The 16,659-nt window shown below is 44.7% G+C and carries 12 protein-coding genes and 1 tRNA gene; 7 read left to right on the top strand and 6 right to left on the bottom strand.

Annotation, left to right across the window (positions count from 1 at the left end; genetic code table 11):
* Positions 1-246: 246 nt before the first annotated feature.
* A complete protein-coding gene (locus tag AC2204_RS00155; RefSeq protein ID WP_318923192.1) occupies positions 247-528 on the top strand; it encodes a hypothetical protein in 282 nt (93 codons plus the stop codon).
* A gap of 141 nt (positions 529-669) precedes the next feature.
* On the opposite strand, the gene rihA is transcribed toward AC2204_RS00155, so the two are convergent.
* Positions 670-1,608 carry a pyrimidine-specific ribonucleoside hydrolase RihA gene (gene rihA, locus AC2204_RS00150; protein ID WP_318923191.1) on the bottom strand — a complete coding sequence of 313 codons (939 nt, stop codon included), beginning with the start codon at positions 1,606-1,608 and terminating at the stop codon, positions 670-672.
* A 283-nt stretch (positions 1,609-1,891) separates the two neighbouring features.
* Here rihA and AC2204_RS00145 point away from each other — a divergent pair, with 283 nt between their 5' ends.
* Complete coding sequence (locus AC2204_RS00145) at positions 1,892-4,030, top strand: plasmid pRiA4b ORF-3 family protein (protein ID WP_318923190.1); 2,139 nt, start codon at positions 1,892-1,894, stop codon at positions 4,028-4,030.
* Between the two features lie 105 nt (positions 4,031-4,135).
* On the opposite strand, the gene AC2204_RS00140 is transcribed toward AC2204_RS00145, so the two are convergent.
* The gene (locus AC2204_RS00140) at positions 4,136-6,211 is read right to left on the bottom strand and encodes an alpha-amylase (protein ID WP_318923189.1); all 2,076 of its coding nucleotides are present in this window, start codon (positions 6,209-6,211) and stop codon (positions 4,136-4,138) included.
* A 332-nt stretch (positions 6,212-6,543) separates the two neighbouring features.
* On the opposite strand from AC2204_RS00140, the gene AC2204_RS00135 reads away from it, so the two are divergent.
* Positions 6,544-7,023, top strand: coding sequence for an aminoacyl-tRNA deacylase (locus tag AC2204_RS00135; protein WP_318923188.1), 480 nt, complete (start codon positions 6,544-6,546; stop codon positions 7,021-7,023).
* Between the two features lie 79 nt (positions 7,024-7,102).
* Here AC2204_RS00135 and AC2204_RS00130 read toward each other — a convergent pair whose 3' ends face one another.
* Positions 7,103-8,587 (bottom strand): alanine/glycine:cation symporter family protein, encoded by a 1,485-nt coding sequence (locus AC2204_RS00130; RefSeq protein ID WP_318923187.1) that lies wholly within the window; start codon positions 8,585-8,587, stop codon positions 7,103-7,105.
* 1,163 nt (positions 8,588-9,750) lie between these two features.
* Positions 9,751-9,827: transfer RNA gene (locus tag AC2204_RS00125), tRNA-Pro, on the bottom strand.
* A gap of 597 nt (positions 9,828-10,424) precedes the next feature.
* On the opposite strand from AC2204_RS00125, the gene AC2204_RS00120 reads away from it, so the two are divergent.
* The 4 genes from AC2204_RS00120 (at position 10,425) to AC2204_RS00105 (ending at position 13,417) form a co-directional block, all read left to right on the top strand.
* Positions 10,425-10,724: a hypothetical protein gene (locus AC2204_RS00120; protein ID WP_318923186.1), complete on the top strand. Its 300-nt coding sequence runs from the start codon at positions 10,425-10,427 to the stop codon at positions 10,722-10,724.
* Positions 10,725-11,331: 607 nt separating this feature from the next.
* On the top strand, positions 11,332-11,697 hold the full coding sequence (locus AC2204_RS00115) for a GntR family transcriptional regulator (RefSeq protein WP_318923185.1): 366 nt from the start codon (positions 11,332-11,334) through the stop codon (positions 11,695-11,697).
* A gap of 8 nt (positions 11,698-11,705) precedes the next feature.
* Entirely contained in the window at positions 11,706-12,563 is an 858-nt protein-coding gene (locus tag AC2204_RS00110; protein WP_318923184.1) for an ABC transporter ATP-binding protein, read from the top strand.
* The gene (locus tag AC2204_RS00105) at positions 12,560-13,417 is read left to right on the top strand and encodes an ABC transporter (RefSeq protein WP_318923183.1); all 858 of its coding nucleotides are present in this window, start codon (positions 12,560-12,562) and stop codon (positions 13,415-13,417) included. The genes AC2204_RS00110 and AC2204_RS00105 overlap by 4 nt, the downstream gene beginning before the upstream one ends.
* Before the next feature lie 73 nt (positions 13,418-13,490).
* Here AC2204_RS00105 and AC2204_RS00100 read toward each other — a convergent pair whose 3' ends face one another.
* Together AC2204_RS00100 and AC2204_RS00095 are read right to left on the bottom strand one after the other, a co-directional pair.
* A complete protein-coding gene (locus AC2204_RS00100) occupies positions 13,491-15,617 on the bottom strand; it encodes an MtrB/PioB family decaheme-associated outer membrane protein (RefSeq protein ID WP_318923182.1) in 2,127 nt (708 codons plus the stop codon).
* A gap of 11 nt (positions 15,618-15,628) precedes the next feature.
* Entirely contained in the window at positions 15,629-16,594 is a 966-nt protein-coding gene (locus AC2204_RS00095; protein ID WP_318923181.1) for a DmsE family decaheme c-type cytochrome, read from the bottom strand.
* Positions 16,595-16,659 lie beyond the last annotated feature (65 nt).

Raw genomic sequence — 16,659 nt, 5'->3', positions numbered from 1 at the left:
TGCATTGGCTGACTAAAAAGTAGCCAATAAAAAGGCCTGTAGCGGAGTTATAAAAAAGGTTTATGTTTTGGCTTCGGAGTTCGGGTTTCCTGAACTGCCTGAGCCAATTAATAATATTCCCGAATACTAAATTAACATCCACTTATTTAACGCTATCAGTATATTTCCAATAGATTAGTTGCAAATCTGTTGCAAGCTAGGTCGTAACGTACTACTGTTGTTATATACAGTTGTCGGGAGGCGCTTATGATTAGAGTTAACTTCGAACTGGCAAAGCAAGCATATGGTAAAGTATTGAAATACCCTTACGGCGGCGAGATTGAGCAGCATGAATATCAGGCATTGAGGGTGTTTAAGCAGGATCTTGCCCGAGCAGGAATGCCCATTGATAGTGCCTTCGATTTACGATTAAAAGCCGCTGGATATCGTAATATCGCCACACGGCCAGCTAAGGCGCACCGGCCATTGCCAGCCTGCGTATTAAATCAAATGAGCAAAAGCTGGAAACACGAACATGGTTATTATTAGCGGTGAAAGCAAAGGCCTCGGAATCGGAGGCCTTTTTTAGTGCTGCGTTTTCTTGAGCGGGAGCTGGTTCTGACCATTTGTTCCTTAGATCCCGCATAAGCTTTTCATTTTACGGAATGATAACACACGAACATCACACCATTATTTCGAATAGTTTTCTAAGCGCTCGGCGAGCAGATCAACAAAGCCTTGGCGGTTAATATCATACAGTACCGTGGCGTTGGCCGGATTATTGGTGAGCTGGTAACGATCGACCACTGTCATACCTAAGCTGTGGTTTCCCTGGGTTTCAATACCAACCCAGCAATTTTGCGGCTGGAACAGTTCCGGTTTTAATAGCCATGCAATGGTACATGGGTCATGCAGTGGTGCGCCTTCAAATCCCCACTTTGGATCGCGATGATAAATCATAAAGAAATCGAGTAACTCAGCGACGACGTTTGCAACGGGGTTGGCGATCGCTCTGATCCTCTCAATATCTTGATCCATTATCTGGGCCCGGTGGGTGACATCCAGCCCGCACATAGTGATAGGAACACCAGATTTAAAGACGATATCCGCCGCTTCAGGATCGACAAAAATATTAAATTCGGCCGCTGGCGTCCAGTTACCGGCTTCGGCGGCACCTCCCATCAGAACAATTTGTTCAATATTCTCATGCAGTTCACGGTGGCTTGCCAGTAACAGGGCGATATTGGTCAGTGGCCCTGTCGGTACCAGTGTTACCGGTGTTTTTGATTCTCTCAGAATATTCGCCATTAATTCAACGGCATGAATCGGTTGTGGCTTAAATCCGGGATCGGGTAATACCGGGCCATCTAATCCGGTTTCACCATGCACGTTGTCGGCAATGATCAGTTCGCGGGAAAGCGGCTTGAGTGCGCCGCCAGCAACAGGAATATCCGTTCTGCCAACCAAGGTCAAAATCCGTAATGCGTTGTTAAGGGTTTTCTCGGGCGTTTGATTTCCTGCGCTGGTGGTAACGGCTTTAATATCCAGTTCTGGACTGGCACAAGCCAAGATCAAGGCAATGGCATCATCATGACCTGGGTCACAATCGAGAATAACGGGGTACGACATAGAGATCTCCTTCTGTATATCGCCACACTATATCTGTTTCGAGAGTGAGTGCTGTGATCCATCTGTCATAAAAAAGCAAGGATTGATAGTAAAGGTGATGCACATGATAAGTTGATGTATCTGGTTGGTTTTTATATTAAAAAACATCGTGTCGTTGGCTTGTCTATACTGTTTAACACATTCAATGCCGGTAACTCTGGTCGACAGCGCCGAACAATTAGAGTCAGGGGTTTACGGGCTTTATGACAAATACTTCTTATTTCAATACAGCAGAGCAAATATCGTGAAATTATCAACATTTATAGGTGCCTTCGAAGATTATCTTGAGAATAATGCAGCAAAGGATTTGTCTGTTCTTCCCCAAGATATTCAGTTGCTGCTGGAAAGCCCGTTATCCCTTAATTATATCGTCACAATGGGGTGTGCCAGCCCCTATGATGTTGAGAGTGATGAATTTGACTTATTGCTGCAGTGGCTTGAATATTCAGCAGGCCATTTCTATCTGCTGAAACGCAATGATCCTGAAATGTTTGAGCAGTTTAGTGAAATAGTGTCAGCGATTCTGATAGCCCTGCTGGAAGACGACAAGATTAATCCTGATTGTGCCTATCAGGTTGTCAGGGTGTTGAAAAGCCACCAGGTCTCAGTCCCGGAAGAGGTTATGAGCTGGTTGCAGAAAATCTATATCGATAATGACAATCACACCGGCACCTATGTTATCGATTCCCCCGACGGTTTGATAAGCCATATACATGCGTCAGGTATTAGAAATGGCGAAGATTTTGTGGTGTTAATGATGAGTGAATTAGCCATGCTGCCTGAGGGGGGAGTAGCACAGCTGCTAAGTATTGTGTCGGAACTTCATTGGTATCTGGATGCTGCGGTTATCTTACTTGCTCATCAGGATGAAAATGTCAGGGTTGAAGTTCAGGATTTTTTGCAGCAACTGCCAGATAGGGAATGGTCAAAACTGTCGAATATTAAGTATCTTAGCCTTCTTCGCTACCATGCTGGTGTCAGCCTGAAAGTAGATCTTGAACGCTGGCAACGTCTCACTCTTCGGGCACAAAAACACGATGAGAACGATACTGAGGTGCTAGAAGTGCAGGCTTCTATGCCTGATGGTCAGGATGCCGTAGTGCTGATGCTGCTGTTAAAGCGGGATAATGAGTATTCTATATGGAGCGGGATGTTGCGCCTGGATCTGGGGATTGTTGATGGAATGTACCGTCCTGACGTTGATATGGAAGAGTGGCGCCAACTGAAAAGTATGGCAGCAGAAGATGTCGATGCTATGGCGGTGTCTTTGGATTACCCGGCGAAGGTGTTTCCCTGGTTGCTGGCTGTTGGACAAAAAGCGAGTACCTGGATCGATATTGAAACACTGTTGCTGCTTGCGCGGGTGCCTTTGTCCTGGGGCCAGCCACAACCGATTAGATTGCTGGATGTAATTAAGGAGTTTGAGACCGATCCGTCTGAACGTGAGATCAACTTGGCTCGATCATGTAGTGCGATGATTTTAGATCATCCTATTATCCAGACCTGGTTAGAAATTGATCTGCCGGCAGGGTGTAAAACGGTGCGGGATGTGATCAATAAGGTCTATTTGGCCGATCGGTCTTATCTGGCCAAACGTCTGGTGCTGAGTGGACTGCTGTGTCGTTACCAGCTGAAATCGGAACTGAGGGCTGATGACGAGAAGCTCTTTATGCTTTGCGCCTACGATCTTCTGGTGAACGATCTTAAACGTAAGAAGCTGCCGTTACTGGAGCAATTGGCTGAACGATCACTATCAGCAAGGGGTGAACAGGCTGTATTTTTAGCGACTAACAAATTGGCTATGCAACCGGGGCACGGGTATGTGCTTAAGGTTGAATTAAATGATGTCAGCCCGGCGGTATGGCGGCGGTTTACTGTCAGCAATAAGTGCAGTTTGCTTGATTTGCATACCGCAGTTCAGGTCGTGATGGGCTGGGACGATGCCCATTTATTTGAGTTCCAAAAAGGCAAAACCCGATATTCACCAGATTTTGAGGGCAATGTTGATGGCGCTATTGATAACGATGATGAAGGGTTTGACGGGCTTGCTGCCATCCCTCTGGGCAGTTTGTTAAAGAAACCTAATGACAGTATTTATTATATCTATGATTTTGGCAATAATTGGCACCATACCATTACCCTGGAAAGAATTAATAAAAGGGATTGTTTAACACCGGTAGTGACCGCTGGGAAAAATAGATGCCCGCCTGAAGAGTGTGGTGGCGTACCCGGTTATCAAGAGTTATTGGAGGCGTATAAATCAAAAGAAGCCGGCGCTCTGGAACAGCTTGAATGGTTTGGCTGGGATGAAGACGGCTTTGATCCGAAAGCCTTTGATAAAAAGACTGTGAATCAGCAGCTGCAGCATGTATTTTCTGACTAGGCTGACGGGCTTTACTGTTTTAAATCAAGCCAGCTAAGTGCTAAATAGCTGGCTTGATTTATTGATAAGGTAGCAGGTCTTGAAATAGGTTTAATCAGCTCGGGCTTATTTTTGTTTACCTGCAAATACGACAACAACTTTGTCGCCATCCAACTCGCGGCTGAAGGCGTAGCCTTGATTTTGCGCCAGAACTTTAGGTTTACCGGCGCCTATTGCGGGATGGCTCTGGCGGAATTGCCCCAGTTTTTGCCAGTGTTTGAGTAAACTCTGGCGCTCAGCATCGGGCGTCCAGTTCATGTCAGAGCGGGTACCATGATGGAAATCATCGGCATAAAGGCCATGCTCACGAGCAACTTCATCACCGTAGTATACTTGAACTGCGCCAGGAGACAGCAGTAGTGCTGTCGCCGCGCCACGCTGCATTTCAAAGGATTTATAGCGATTAAAGTACAATTCAGTATCGTGGGAGGATAAATAGCTGACCGCATTAAAATCCTGATGCTTAGCCAGGGAATCGGCATAGTATTGATAGGTATCGGCCATTTCACTGAAACAGAACGCCCCTGGGTCGACCTTTTTCTGCATGTCAAAGTTGATCAGCGCATCAAAACCATCGTCATAGTAAAAACTACGGCTAGGGCCGTGCCCCCACACTTCTCCCATCATCCAAAATGGGGTGTTACTCTCAACCTTGTTGTTTGTTCGCCACGTATCCAGGCTGGCGGTGGCCTGTCGTTTTAGCTGTTTCCACACATCTCCAGTGACGTGTTTTACTGTATCGACACGGAAACCATCAATACCAAAGCGTTTGACCCAATCTGACTGCCATTCAACCAGATAGTCAGCAACCCGATAGTTGGCACGATTTACGACGTGTGTCCCCGGGTTATCGAGCAGCCATTGCGGCGGATTTACAAAGTCTTGTGCTTCGGTTCTGAAATCAGGCAAGCCAGCTAAGGTTAAAGTCAGATCGCCAGAGCCCGGGGCAGGGTAGCCCGGTAATCCTGCACGCACCCAGTCGCCACCCCACCAGTTTGCCCAGTTAGGTGACGAATAATCGATGTTTTTATGATAACTGTGCCAACTCTCTCCCTTGCCCGGTTTCCAGTCGCCCCAGTTTGATGGCAATTCCGATTCAGCGGCAATGACCTTTATCCCTTGATTTTGAAGATCCGCCAGGGTGGAATAGCCGGGGTGGTTGATAACCGCATCCATTAAAATCTTAATACCGCGCTTGTGGGCTTCTGTTACTAAGGTTTTTAAATCCTCCTCGCTGCCAAAGTTGGCATCAAGCCGGGTGAAATCACGTGTCCAGTAGCCATGATAAGAATAAAATGGGAAGGATCCGCTTTCACCGCCACCGACAAAGCCATGGACTTGCTCGACAATAGGCGAGAGCCAGATAGCATTTGTCCCCAGGCTTTTGATGTAATCCAGTTTCGCGGTGATACCCGCCAGATCGCCGCCATGGAAAGTGGCCACTTCGTCTTTACCGTCTTTCTTGCGGCCATAGCTGTGGTCGTTTTCAGTGTTGCCGTTGTTAAAGCGATCGACCATAACAAAGTAGATATTGGCGTTGCGCCATTCAAAGCTCTGAGATTCTGGCTTGATCTTCTTTACGGGCTCAAGCAGTAACAGACCGCCACTCTCTGCGGCAGGTGTTAAAGTGATTTGCCCGTTTTTGACCTGGGCCTTATTTCCGCTGTATGTATCACGCAACCAGGTACCGTCCGGGAAAGAATCTTCCAAGCTGACTGAGATTTCTCCTCCGGCATAAATATCGCAGCTAACTTTTGGCAGTGGCCGCTTGAATTCGGTTTTGCTTTGCTTAGGCTGGCGTTTAATCAGCAGAGTCTTGGCGTTGGCATCGAAATGAAATGCATAGTCACCAGAAAAACGAATCTTTATGGGCAGTACGGTATTTTCACCACAGTTAAGCCCCAACGGTTGGTTAAATTTTACTTTTGCCACTGGCTCCGCGATGCAGTCGCCTGTCAGATCTGAGACTGTCAGGGTGTAGTCAGCTTTATTGAGCGGTACGACCAATGGGCTGTCAGCAGACAAGGGATAGTCGCGACTATTGGTCGGGGTGGCGACAGTGATCGATGGAGCGGCCATCACAGGTAGGGCTGTGGCAGGCAGAGCCGCCATTAGAGCAAAGGTAGAGAGAGTCCTTTTCATAGTTCATTATTTTTGTTGTTAATAAGGTAATATCAAATATATTGAAGACATAGATAAATGTAATCATTCTGCTTACTACTCCCCCCAGTGATAATCGAGGGCGTAGGCTGTTTATATCCCGGTCTAAATAATTATGTTGGCGCCGAACACTGCACCCTGAAGTCTTTTGGGTTCAAGGTAATCTGTTTTGATCGCGCTCACCGGAAGAACAGCTGAAACTAAAAGACTTTAATATTAATTATTTATCGGTAACAAGCCTCACCGATATAGCGGCGCATTTTATTTTCTGCGAACTATAATTTTAGGGCTACTTTATTAAAGGAGAACAACTCATGAGTGTCGTACCAAGAGTGAGTGCATATCTGGATAAAGCCCATGTTCATTATGAGTTACTGAAACACGCAAGGAGCTTTAATTCCCTGAGTTCGGCCATTGCATCTAATATCCCGTTAACTCAAGTTGTCAAAGCGGTGATACTTGAAGATCATGAAAGCCGCAAGTTGATGGCCATTTTACCTGCCAGTCATAAAATTAATTTAAGCACATTAAGTGAAGAATTGAACCGGCAGCTCCATCTGATGAAAGAAGAAGACGTTTTTGAATTATTTAAAGACTGTGAACACGGCGCGGTTCCCCCGGTTGCGCAAGCCTACCATATGGATAGGGTTTACGATGAATGTCTGTTGGAACAGCCAGAACTTTACCTTGAAGCGGGTGATCATGCTTACTTAATGCAATTGAAGAAAGATGGGTTTATCCAGCTGATGGATGACGCAAAATGTTTGCACTTCAGTAACCAGGTATTTGATTAAGCGTTTAACGGGTAATAAAAAGCCAGCATTTCTGCTGGCTTTTTATTATGTCCGCGCTAAATCAGATTTAAGCGATAGCTTACTTCGTTGCTGCTACTGGCTCAGCACCTTCTGGATGCCACGCACCGTCCAGTTCATCCAGTTCTGGGAACTTAGAGCGGTCGAATTCTGGCGTTTTACCCGCTTTAAGCTGAACTTCGTAATCTTTGATCACTTTGATTGCCAGTTTAGACAACATGATCAGCGCCGCAACGTTAATCAGTACCATCAAACCCATAGAGGCATCAGCCAGGTTCCAAACCACAGGCAGAGAAGCCACAGAGCCAAACATCACCATTGCCAGTACTGTCAGGCGGAAGACGAACAGGCCTTTTTTGCTGTTGCCATTAAAGAACATGATGTTCGTTTCAGCATAGCTGTAGTTAGCAATGATAGACGAGAAGCAGAACAGGATAATGGCTGCTGCCATGAAGTATGTCGTCCAACCGCCTAGCTCGCTGGTTAGTGCTTGCTGAAGCAGGCCGATACCTGAAGCGGCATCCGGTTGATCCATGACGCCAGATAACATAATCATTGCTGCCGATGCGGTACAGATAACAATCGTATCAGCAAAGACACCTAGCATCTGAACGAAGCCCTGTGACGCAGGGTGGTTAGGGTTTGGTGTCGCACTTGCTGCAATGTTAGCAGCAGAACCCATACCGGCTTCATTCGAGAACAGACCACGGGCAATACCGCTTTGCATTGCCTGAGAAATCGTATAAGCCACACCACCAGCTGCAGCTTCTTGCCAGCCAAATGCACTCTTAACGATGAGCATAATGGCCGCAGGGAGTTCAGTGATGTTGAGAGCGACAATAAGAAGCGCAATTGCAAGATAGCCTACAGCCATTACGGGTACGATGCGTGCTGATGCTTTTGCTATTTTGCTAATACCACCCATGATGAAAAAGGCCGATACGATAACAATGATCACACCCATAACGGTTTTATCGAAGCCGAAAGAGTGGTTCAGTGCATCGGTGATAGTGTTGGCTTGCACCGCATTGAATACGAGGCCGAAAGCGATGATCAGGAACACAGAGAAGAGTGAGCCCATCCAACGCTGACCGAGCCCTTTTTCCATATAGTATGCTGGACCACCACGGTATTGGCCATCAACGTCTTTAACTTTATATACCTGAGCAAGTGTTGACTCGATAAAAGCCGTCGACATACCGAAAAGGGCCATCATCCACATCCAGAAAATAGCACCTGGACCACCTACGGTAAGCGCAACGGCAACGCCTGCCATGTTACCAGTACCAACGCGTGCAGCCATCGAGGTGCAGAACACCTGATAAGAACTGATACCGTTTTCAGTTTTTTTACCGGTATTTAATACAGTAATGGCATGCCGGAACTGTCGGATTTGAATGAAGCCCAAACGGAAAGTGAAGTAGATACCTACACCAACAAGTAGGTAAACAATAAGTTGGCCCCATAGAACACTGTTAATAGCACCGATGACACTCATCAGGCTGTCGTTCAGTGATGTTAACCAAGTCTGATTCATAACACTCATAAAATTTTCCTGTAACTAAGGCTCAGTCAGCAATTTGCTGATTGAGCGAACTGGAACGTCAATTTCAGTGACTGTTCGTGAATACGATTCTGGATTTATATTTTGTTATTGCTCACAGATGAACAGGTCGATCAACCCGTTGCATTTACAAATGTGAAACATCGAATCGATAGTATCGCCTAAAGAAGGCGCTGAAAGTTAGCATGAAATCCTGATTTTCCAGTGCGACATTGATCACAATTTTTGAATGATTGTAATGCAACAAATGCATTAAGAATAAGGTTTTTCTTCAAAAAAACTTAAAAATCATATGGTTGGTGTTTTTTGTGAATGCGGATAAATTTGTGATTAAAAACGCTGTACAGCTGACTTTAACGGTTATTTAACCCGTCTTTAACCAAAAATACGGACTTAATCGCTGGATAAAGCCGCATGTTTTGTCATATATATGTAACAACTTAATCGAGAGTGACGGATTGGGTGAATTTTTTGTATTCAACATGAGTAATATTGTGAGGGCGGTGATTATCCTGAATGACAAGGATATTACGGAGGAAAGCGCTCCGGATTAGGGAGCAGAGATTGTTTGGTTCCCACGGCAATGTAATGGGATTCGCAGCCTTTATTCTGGGTTTTACGAGTTAAAAGTGTTTATTGTCTATTATTAAACCTGAAGGGTTTTGACCGTTCTTGTTTGCTATCGCTAATTGATTAGTGAACATAGTGTGATTGTACTGCTTTAAGGTAGCCACTTGGTTGCTTTAGCGTGGCCGATTGTGGGTCTTCTCCTATATAGAACTGATGACCGCAAACACAGATGAAGATACCTTTATTGGTCACAAGATACTCGTCTGACTGGCCGCATACGTCACACTTGGGAATATCCCCCATAGTATTATCCTCTTATGATTAGTATGTCTTTATTAAGTCTATAAATAGTACTACGAGTTTTTTTAGTTTGCTGTACTGTGAAAATGAAATTGGGAGATATAGTAGAGTTTTGAGACAGGGTTACCATATTTGCAAATTTTACAAGCGGTATTAATTGCATATAAAGAGGTATCTTACCGTTGAGCTGCGGCTCGTGCTAGCAATGTTTAATCAATGCGATGGAAGTCGAAGAGTAGGCTATGAAATAGTGTTCTGAAATGAGGATGGCTTTTTGGTCGGACATACTGGATTCGAACCAGCGACCCCAACTCCCCCAGAGTTGTGCGCTACCAAACTGCGCTAATGTCCGCCAAAAAGGCATGCTGTATGTTGCTTAATGAAGGTTATCAAAGCTTACGCAGCTTGCATACTCATTACTTGAAGTACTTCGTGGAAAAGTTAAAATTAGTGATGCAGAACACTGCAGTTTTGACCTTATAGGCCTTTGTATTATTTATTGGTCAGCGACGGCACAACTTAAAACTCATCATGAGAGGCTATCGGCTGGAAAGACAATAGAACTATTTGATCGCTGAGTGCCAGCTTTGAAGAATCTTGTCACGGCATGAGATTTTTGGGATTATTTATCTGTTTCAGATAAAATTAAGTTCACATAAACCTTTTCTGAGGGTATATTTGCTTAAATTGACTGTCTTTTTGGCATCAAACCACAAATATCAATTATAATTACAAGGTAACCAGGCATCAGCCTTGGTTGGTTTGTGCGTTGGCAAGGCCTTTACCAACCTCTCCTTTCATATGAGGTTGTTAATTTATTTAATTTGACACTTTCTAGAACAAGTTTACCTGCACTGGAATGTTTCTATTGTAGGGAATATTATTAATACAATCCTTTGAGTTTTGCCAAACTCTGAGTGGTTGCTTCGTATGATTTAAGAGGTATTTCATGGATAATTTTGCAGCTGCAGAAAAAGCGCTGAGTGCAATGTTAAAAAATGTTGAGTCGGGAAGCGGTATAAAAGAAGAGCGTACTGATTACCGTCAGGTTCTGATTGATTTTGCAGATGAAGTCCCAGGTCGCCAGAAAGCGGTGATTAAGCGGATGCCTCTGCATAAGATTAATAACCTTATTGCTGTATTGCATGAATTTAAAGAAGATGCACGTCAGGTGCGAATGAATGAAATTCTGGCATTAATGGAGAAAGACGGGGTCCAGCCAGATGAACTACTCGCGAAAGATGAATGATTTTTTAAACTAATAGCCAGTTTTCTTACACAATCCTACGCAAAGCCAATGGCTTACTCACATACGTTGAGGTTTTAACGCATTTAGCAATCTTTGATTGTTATTGGACTATGACACATTAATTTTCATAGTTGCCATTAACTGTTGGTATTTATTGTAATGCCTAATATTACATACATAGATATATGAGAACCCGAATTGATTTTTTGGGTGTTTATTAATACCCTTAATTCTGCTGGTTGAAGTGAGATTCTCTTCGCTTTTTTGTATGTGTTTTTTTGTGATTGTGTATTGGGTGAAACCGTCGATGACCGATATTCTCCCATATTGAAATATTTTGACTAGGGCGCCTAACCGATTATTTAAGCGCCTTATCATATCGTTTTCTGCTTTCCCCTCTTTATATGGCAAACCACTTCAGAGACATGATTCAAAGTTTCCTTTGGAAACTGTTGATGCACTCTGCTAATTGACGTTGCTTAGCCATATATTGGCACTTCCTGTCTTTTTTGTACTCTTCATCGTGGTTTGGTATATCAGTCTTGGTTTCTTTTTGTTTTGGTGTTATATATCACTATAGCAGTGGTTGTGGTTGATGAGTTAGCAGATGAATGACTGGGGCGATGAACAGCCGATTTATAAACAATTAAGCCAACGTATTATCGGGCAGATCGCCGATGGTATCTGGCCCGAAGGGAGTATGTTACCTTCGGTTCGGGGAGTGGCGGCTGATCTGAAAATCAATCATCTGACAGTAATGAAAGGATACCAGCTGTTAGTTGAACAAGGGTTCATAGAGAAAAAACGCGGGCAGGGGATGGTTGTATTAACGGGTGCTGTTGAGATGATTCGAAAAAGTCAGAAGCAGTATTTCCTTAATAAAGAGCTTCCTGAATTGGCTGAGAAATTAAACAGAATCGGTTTATCAGCTGATGAACTGGTTCAGGCACTTGAACAATATAGAATCAGGTAGTGTAAGACGTGGACGTATTAATAAAAGCTGAAAAACTGGGTAAGACTTATCGGCAGCAACAGGCATTATCGAACATTAGCTTTGAATTAAAAGCTGGCCAGATATTAGGTTTACTGGGGCATAATGGTGCAGGTAAATCGACGTTGATTAAGTCCTTGCTGGGCGCCAATGACTATGATGGCGAGTTGACGATATTTGGGTTATCACCTAAAAAAGATCGAGCGCGTATTGTTGAGAACCTGGCATATATTTCTGATGTCGCAGTATTACCTGAGTGGATGACGGTATCTCAGTTACTGAAGTACATGTCGGGTGTTCACCCACATTTTGAGCTTGAGAGAATGAGGGATTTTCTCAATAAAACAGATATTAAAGACAGTAGTAAAATTGGCAGTCTATCGAAGGGAATGAAAGTGCAGTTGCATCTGGCGGTGGTAATGTCGACCGATGCAAAGGTACTGATTCTGGATGAACCCACGTTAGGCCTGGATTTAATCTACCGAGATACTTTCTATCGGTATTTGATGGAATGGTTTCATGATGGGGAGCGCGCTTTGATTATTGCCAGTCACGAGGTGTCTGAAATTGAACACTTGTTAAGCGACGTATTGGTTTTGCGCAAAGGTGAGATGGTCTTACAGGCACCGTTAGAGAAAGTGGAAGCGCAATACTCATTGCTGACGGTAGATCCGCACAATCTGGCACAAGCACAGCTATTTAAGCCGATATATCAAAAGTCGGGCCTGGGCCAGCATTCATTATTATTCGAAAATGTGTCGCGGGAAGCCTTGATGCCATATGGCAAAGTATCGCAACCAGGTCTGGCCGATATATTTATTGCAAAACAGCAGGAGGCCGTGAAGTGAGCCCTGTTATTTATATGCTGGAGAAAGAGCTAATTGAGCATAAACTCGTGACTCGACTGCCTATCTTTCTTGGAATATTCGCTGTGGTTATGTTTGCCCTGCTAATGAGTGGTGACAACAGTCATTTTTATTTCGAAATATCAGGTGATTATACCTGGACTGGTTTAGCGGCTGTCACCGGCTTTGCCGGGATCATTGGTAAGGTGAATGTTATCGTGGCTGGAATGGTTTCGGTGCTGTCTTTTTTTGCCTATATGCCGAAAACTTTACGTAAGGAGCGTCAGGAAGGAAGCTTGATGTTTTGGCGTTCAATGCCCGTTACAGATCAGTTGGCGATAGCCGTAAAACTGATTTTTGCGCTAATTGTTATTCCGTGTATTGCTTCATTATTATTGCTGTTTTCAGATTTGATCGTATGGCTGTTAGGAAGTTGGCTGTTACCCGTCGATATGCAGGCATCAGCATCAATGAGCTTATTGGCGATGGTATCGCATTGGTTTGAATTTCTCGGTCGAATGATCTTTGTCAGTTTGGCCTTATTACCGATAGCCTGCTTATTGCTGGTACTGTCGCAGATCACCCGTCATCCATTGATTTCGTTATTTGTCGCTGTGCTGATGATAAACCTGCTGACCTATATGGTATTTGGTTCAAGTCGCGTAGGTGATTTTCTCAGCGACATCTATCATCTGCCATTTAACATTTTAGTCGGTGACAGCCCGGTAACGGATTTCTTCAGTTTAGGGCCAATAACACTCATTGCTCTGTTATTGGCAAGCGGAGGGTTATTCTATTTAAGTGCCCAACTACGCGGTTCTGATGACATTGCAGAGCGTTTTGGGATGAGTCGCTGATAATATCAATCGTTGAGAGAAACCGGAACAACATTGCAAACGAACATAAACGGAGAGCATATGGCTCTCCGTTTTAAAAACTATGGTTATAAGAAACACCCGCATACCAGGTCGAATAATTCTGACTAAGATTGCCCAGCGTTAACACTGTAGGCAAGCTATCAGGTTGACTGTTTGACCAGTAGTAGTCTCGATCGTCGACATGTTCATAAATCACGTCGAATCTGATTTTAGCCTCCGTAGACAGTTGATAAGTAGCCCAGCCATTAACAGTATGATTTCGATAGTAATTATCAGGATAACCATTGCCAGTGTTTATATTTAATTCGATACTCTGTTGATTGGCTCCATACGACAAAACATAGTCCAAACCAATATCCAGCGGTTGAAGCCACAGTCCTTTGGCATCCCCTCCGAACATCAGACTGTAAGTCCGGTCATCAAGCTTACCTTGCCATGAAGGGTTACCACTTGAGTTGGCACCAGTCTGTTTATAACGCAAGCGCTGATAGCCAAACCCGGTGTAAAGCGAACTTAGCTCACTAACCTGCCAATTCCAGTCCCAATCGACAGAAAATCGATTATGGTCGGTTAAACCCACTTCAGTATCATTATAATGCTCTTCGGCGAAACGGGTTTTAAATAAAGACGATACGCTGTCAGTCACCTGCCAATCAGCACTTAAACGCGCCTCAAGCAAATCGCGATCTGCAAGATTATAACGGCGAAGGTGATCTGATTGATTATCAGCTAACTCGGTAAAATCTGAACCGCCTCGACGAGCGGCGATCAATTTCGCGTCAGCCACAACCGACTGCCAACGCTTGGACTTTATGCCTAACCACAGTTGGTGATCATGTGTATCTTCTCGCTCGCCTAAACTACGATGAAAAGTTTGATATTCATAACCCAATTTTATCGGAAACTCTTGCCAGCCTTTATAGTGAGCCGTCAAAGCTCCACTTTCTCGGCGATAACTATAAGCTTGGTTACTCGAACTGCTGCCAACAAAAGTATCTGCAACAACGGGGGTAAACTGATAAATCTTGGTTTGATTATCGCGATCTTGAACTTTGAGCCTGGCCGTCAAACGCCACTCTCTATTGATCCGATGACTTGCATTGATATCGGCATTAATGGTTTGTACTTCGGCATCAGCTGATTGTGCGGGTAGCAGTGTCGTCAGTAAGCTGTCGTTGACTGTATACGGATCAAAAGCTTGATCTTGAATCTGTAAGCCATAGGCAAAACGCGCACTAATTTGGCTTGATAACCACCGATAGCGTCCGTTTATACTTAGCTGATGAGCCTGATTATCAGGTGTTTCGCCAAGTTGACCATATTCAGTACCTGAAATGAACACAGTATAGGGATTTTGCCAATTCTGGGAATCTAGCTGGTTCTTATATAAAGAGCCGTCATAAGTAAGACCCAACAATCCGTTTTCACTGGTTTTGGTCAGTCCGGCATCCATCACCAGTGTCTGTTGGTCGACCGGTGTGACCCAGTTTGTCGTGCCTGTTCCCAAAAATCCGGATGAAACCCGTTGGCCCGTTTGTTTTTCCAAACGTACTTTCAGTTCAGGGCGCAAGCTAGCATCGCTGCGAAAATCACTGTTGATTATAAGTCTCTTTCGTAGCAATTTTAGCTCTTTAGGCTGCAGGCTTTGATTTAATGTGGTCATACCGCCGGTAGTGCTTTCCGGTTGCCAATCTGCCGGAAGCTTAGCTTGCTCAGCCACGGCAACATAGGGGGTTAATGCCTGATTTGAATAATAACGCGGTAGCTCTTGATAACTGATTTCTGCTCCACCGTGACCGGCACTTTGGTAGCCCGCAGCAATACGAAAGCGTTCTAAGCCAAGATCAGTTACTTCAATTTTAGTTGATGAACCAGACTCATTGATCTTCTTACCACCACCCGACAGGATCGCAATCGCACCCTCGCCATTATTACTGGGTACTAGGTTACGAAAAGCATAGGCACTGTTGCTGACAACACCGACCCCCACTTCAATCTGCCCCTCTGACTGTACTTTTGAACGGCATCTTTTACAGATCCATCTTTTCTGGTTGATCTCCTTGGTCACCCCTTTGGGGCTAAAAGTCATATCTAGCGCCCAACTGGGTGAACTTGCCGTTATCACAGCCATCGCAACTGCCGAGAGGGAGAGTGAAACAGATGAATGATTCCTAGTCATGATGCATCTCCTTAGCGTTGCAACGCCTTCCCTGACGGGTGATTTGATCCGTGAATAACATTGTGGCAATTCAAACAACTCTTGCCACCGACATTAGCGTTGTCCGGTCCGGTTATTGCTCCTCCTGTATGTGCTGAGCTATGGCAGTTTTGACAGAGCTGCGGCATACGCTGCTCTAACAATGCAGGGTTATTCGACCCGTGTGGCGCATGACAAAGGGCACAATCTTCAGTGACCGGTTGATGTTCCCATAAAAATGGCCCCCGTTTCTCTGCATGGCAATCGAAACAGGTTTCGTTGAGAGTGAAACGTGTCAAGCTTGAAGGGTTATCTGAACTATGGGGGGTATGACAATCAGTACACTGCTGTTCGCCTTTTCGAAGCGGATGGCGGGAACGTTTGTGCAAGTCTCTTTTAATATCGGTATGGCAGTTGGTGCAGGCTTGATTCAAGCTCTCTTTAACCAACATAGGATCATTGCCGGTATGGATTTGATGACAATCAACACAGGCAATCTCTTCTGTTTGGTGAACACTGGCCTCCCACCCCTGACGGTGCTGGTCGTCATGGCAACCTAAACAGACTCCGTCTTTTTGCTCACTCGTTAATGGCGAGCTTGGGTCGAAAGTTAACATTGGATCGCGGTATTTGGTACCCGCAATAGTAACACTCTTAGGGTGTATTCCCCTTGGTCCATGGCACGACTCACATTGTAAGTCTTGCATTGGTGAGTCGGGGTGAGTCAGGCTACCATGTGCACCTTCAAAGAGTCCGGATGCATCACGTTTTTTATCTTCGCCATGACATGCAAGGCAGCTGTCGGCGCCATTTCTGGAGTATTTCCCAATTGAAAACTTATCAACTAAATATTCAATTTGCTGATCTTGGCTCAGCGGTTGTGATTCTGCTGCAATCGCACAGGATGTCCAACCAAACCACAGCAACATCATCATAATCAGATGAGCGACCCGCATCATAAACTTTCCTTGTAACCAACTAACGGAGAGAAAAAGGAGGGGAGGCCCCTCCTTTGTTATCGTGC

The organism is Photobacterium sp. (assembly GCF_057456235.1).
The sequence above is the reverse complement of the archived record's forward strand: the minus strand, read 5'-3'. Positions and strand labels throughout refer to the sequence as shown.

Coding starts and splice junctions, on each gene's coding strand:
- AC2204_RS00155 (WP_318923192.1), top strand. CDS start 247: ATGATTAGAGTTAACTTCGAACTGGCAAAGCAAGCATATGGTAAAGTA.
- rihA (WP_318923191.1), bottom strand. CDS start 1,608: ATGTCGTACCCCGTTATTCTCGATTGTGACCCAGGTCATGATGATGCC.
- AC2204_RS00140 (WP_318923189.1), bottom strand. CDS start 6,211: ATGAAAAGGACTCTCTCTACCTTTGCTCTAATGGCGGCTCTGCCTGCC.
- AC2204_RS00135 (WP_318923188.1), top strand. CDS start 6,544: ATGAGTGTCGTACCAAGAGTGAGTGCATATCTGGATAAAGCCCATGTT.
- AC2204_RS00130 (WP_318923187.1), bottom strand. CDS start 8,587: ATGAGTGTTATGAATCAGACTTGGTTAACATCACTGAACGACAGCCTG.
- AC2204_RS00120 (WP_318923186.1), top strand. CDS start 10,425: ATGGATAATTTTGCAGCTGCAGAAAAAGCGCTGAGTGCAATGTTAAAA.
- AC2204_RS00115 (WP_318923185.1), top strand. CDS start 11,332: ATGAATGACTGGGGCGATGAACAGCCGATTTATAAACAATTAAGCCAA.
- AC2204_RS00100 (WP_318923182.1), bottom strand. CDS start 15,617: ATGACTAGGAATCATTCATCTGTTTCACTCTCCCTCTCGGCAGTTGCG.
- AC2204_RS00095 (WP_318923181.1), bottom strand. CDS start 16,594: ATGATGCGGGTCGCTCATCTGATTATGATGATGTTGCTGTGGTTTGGT.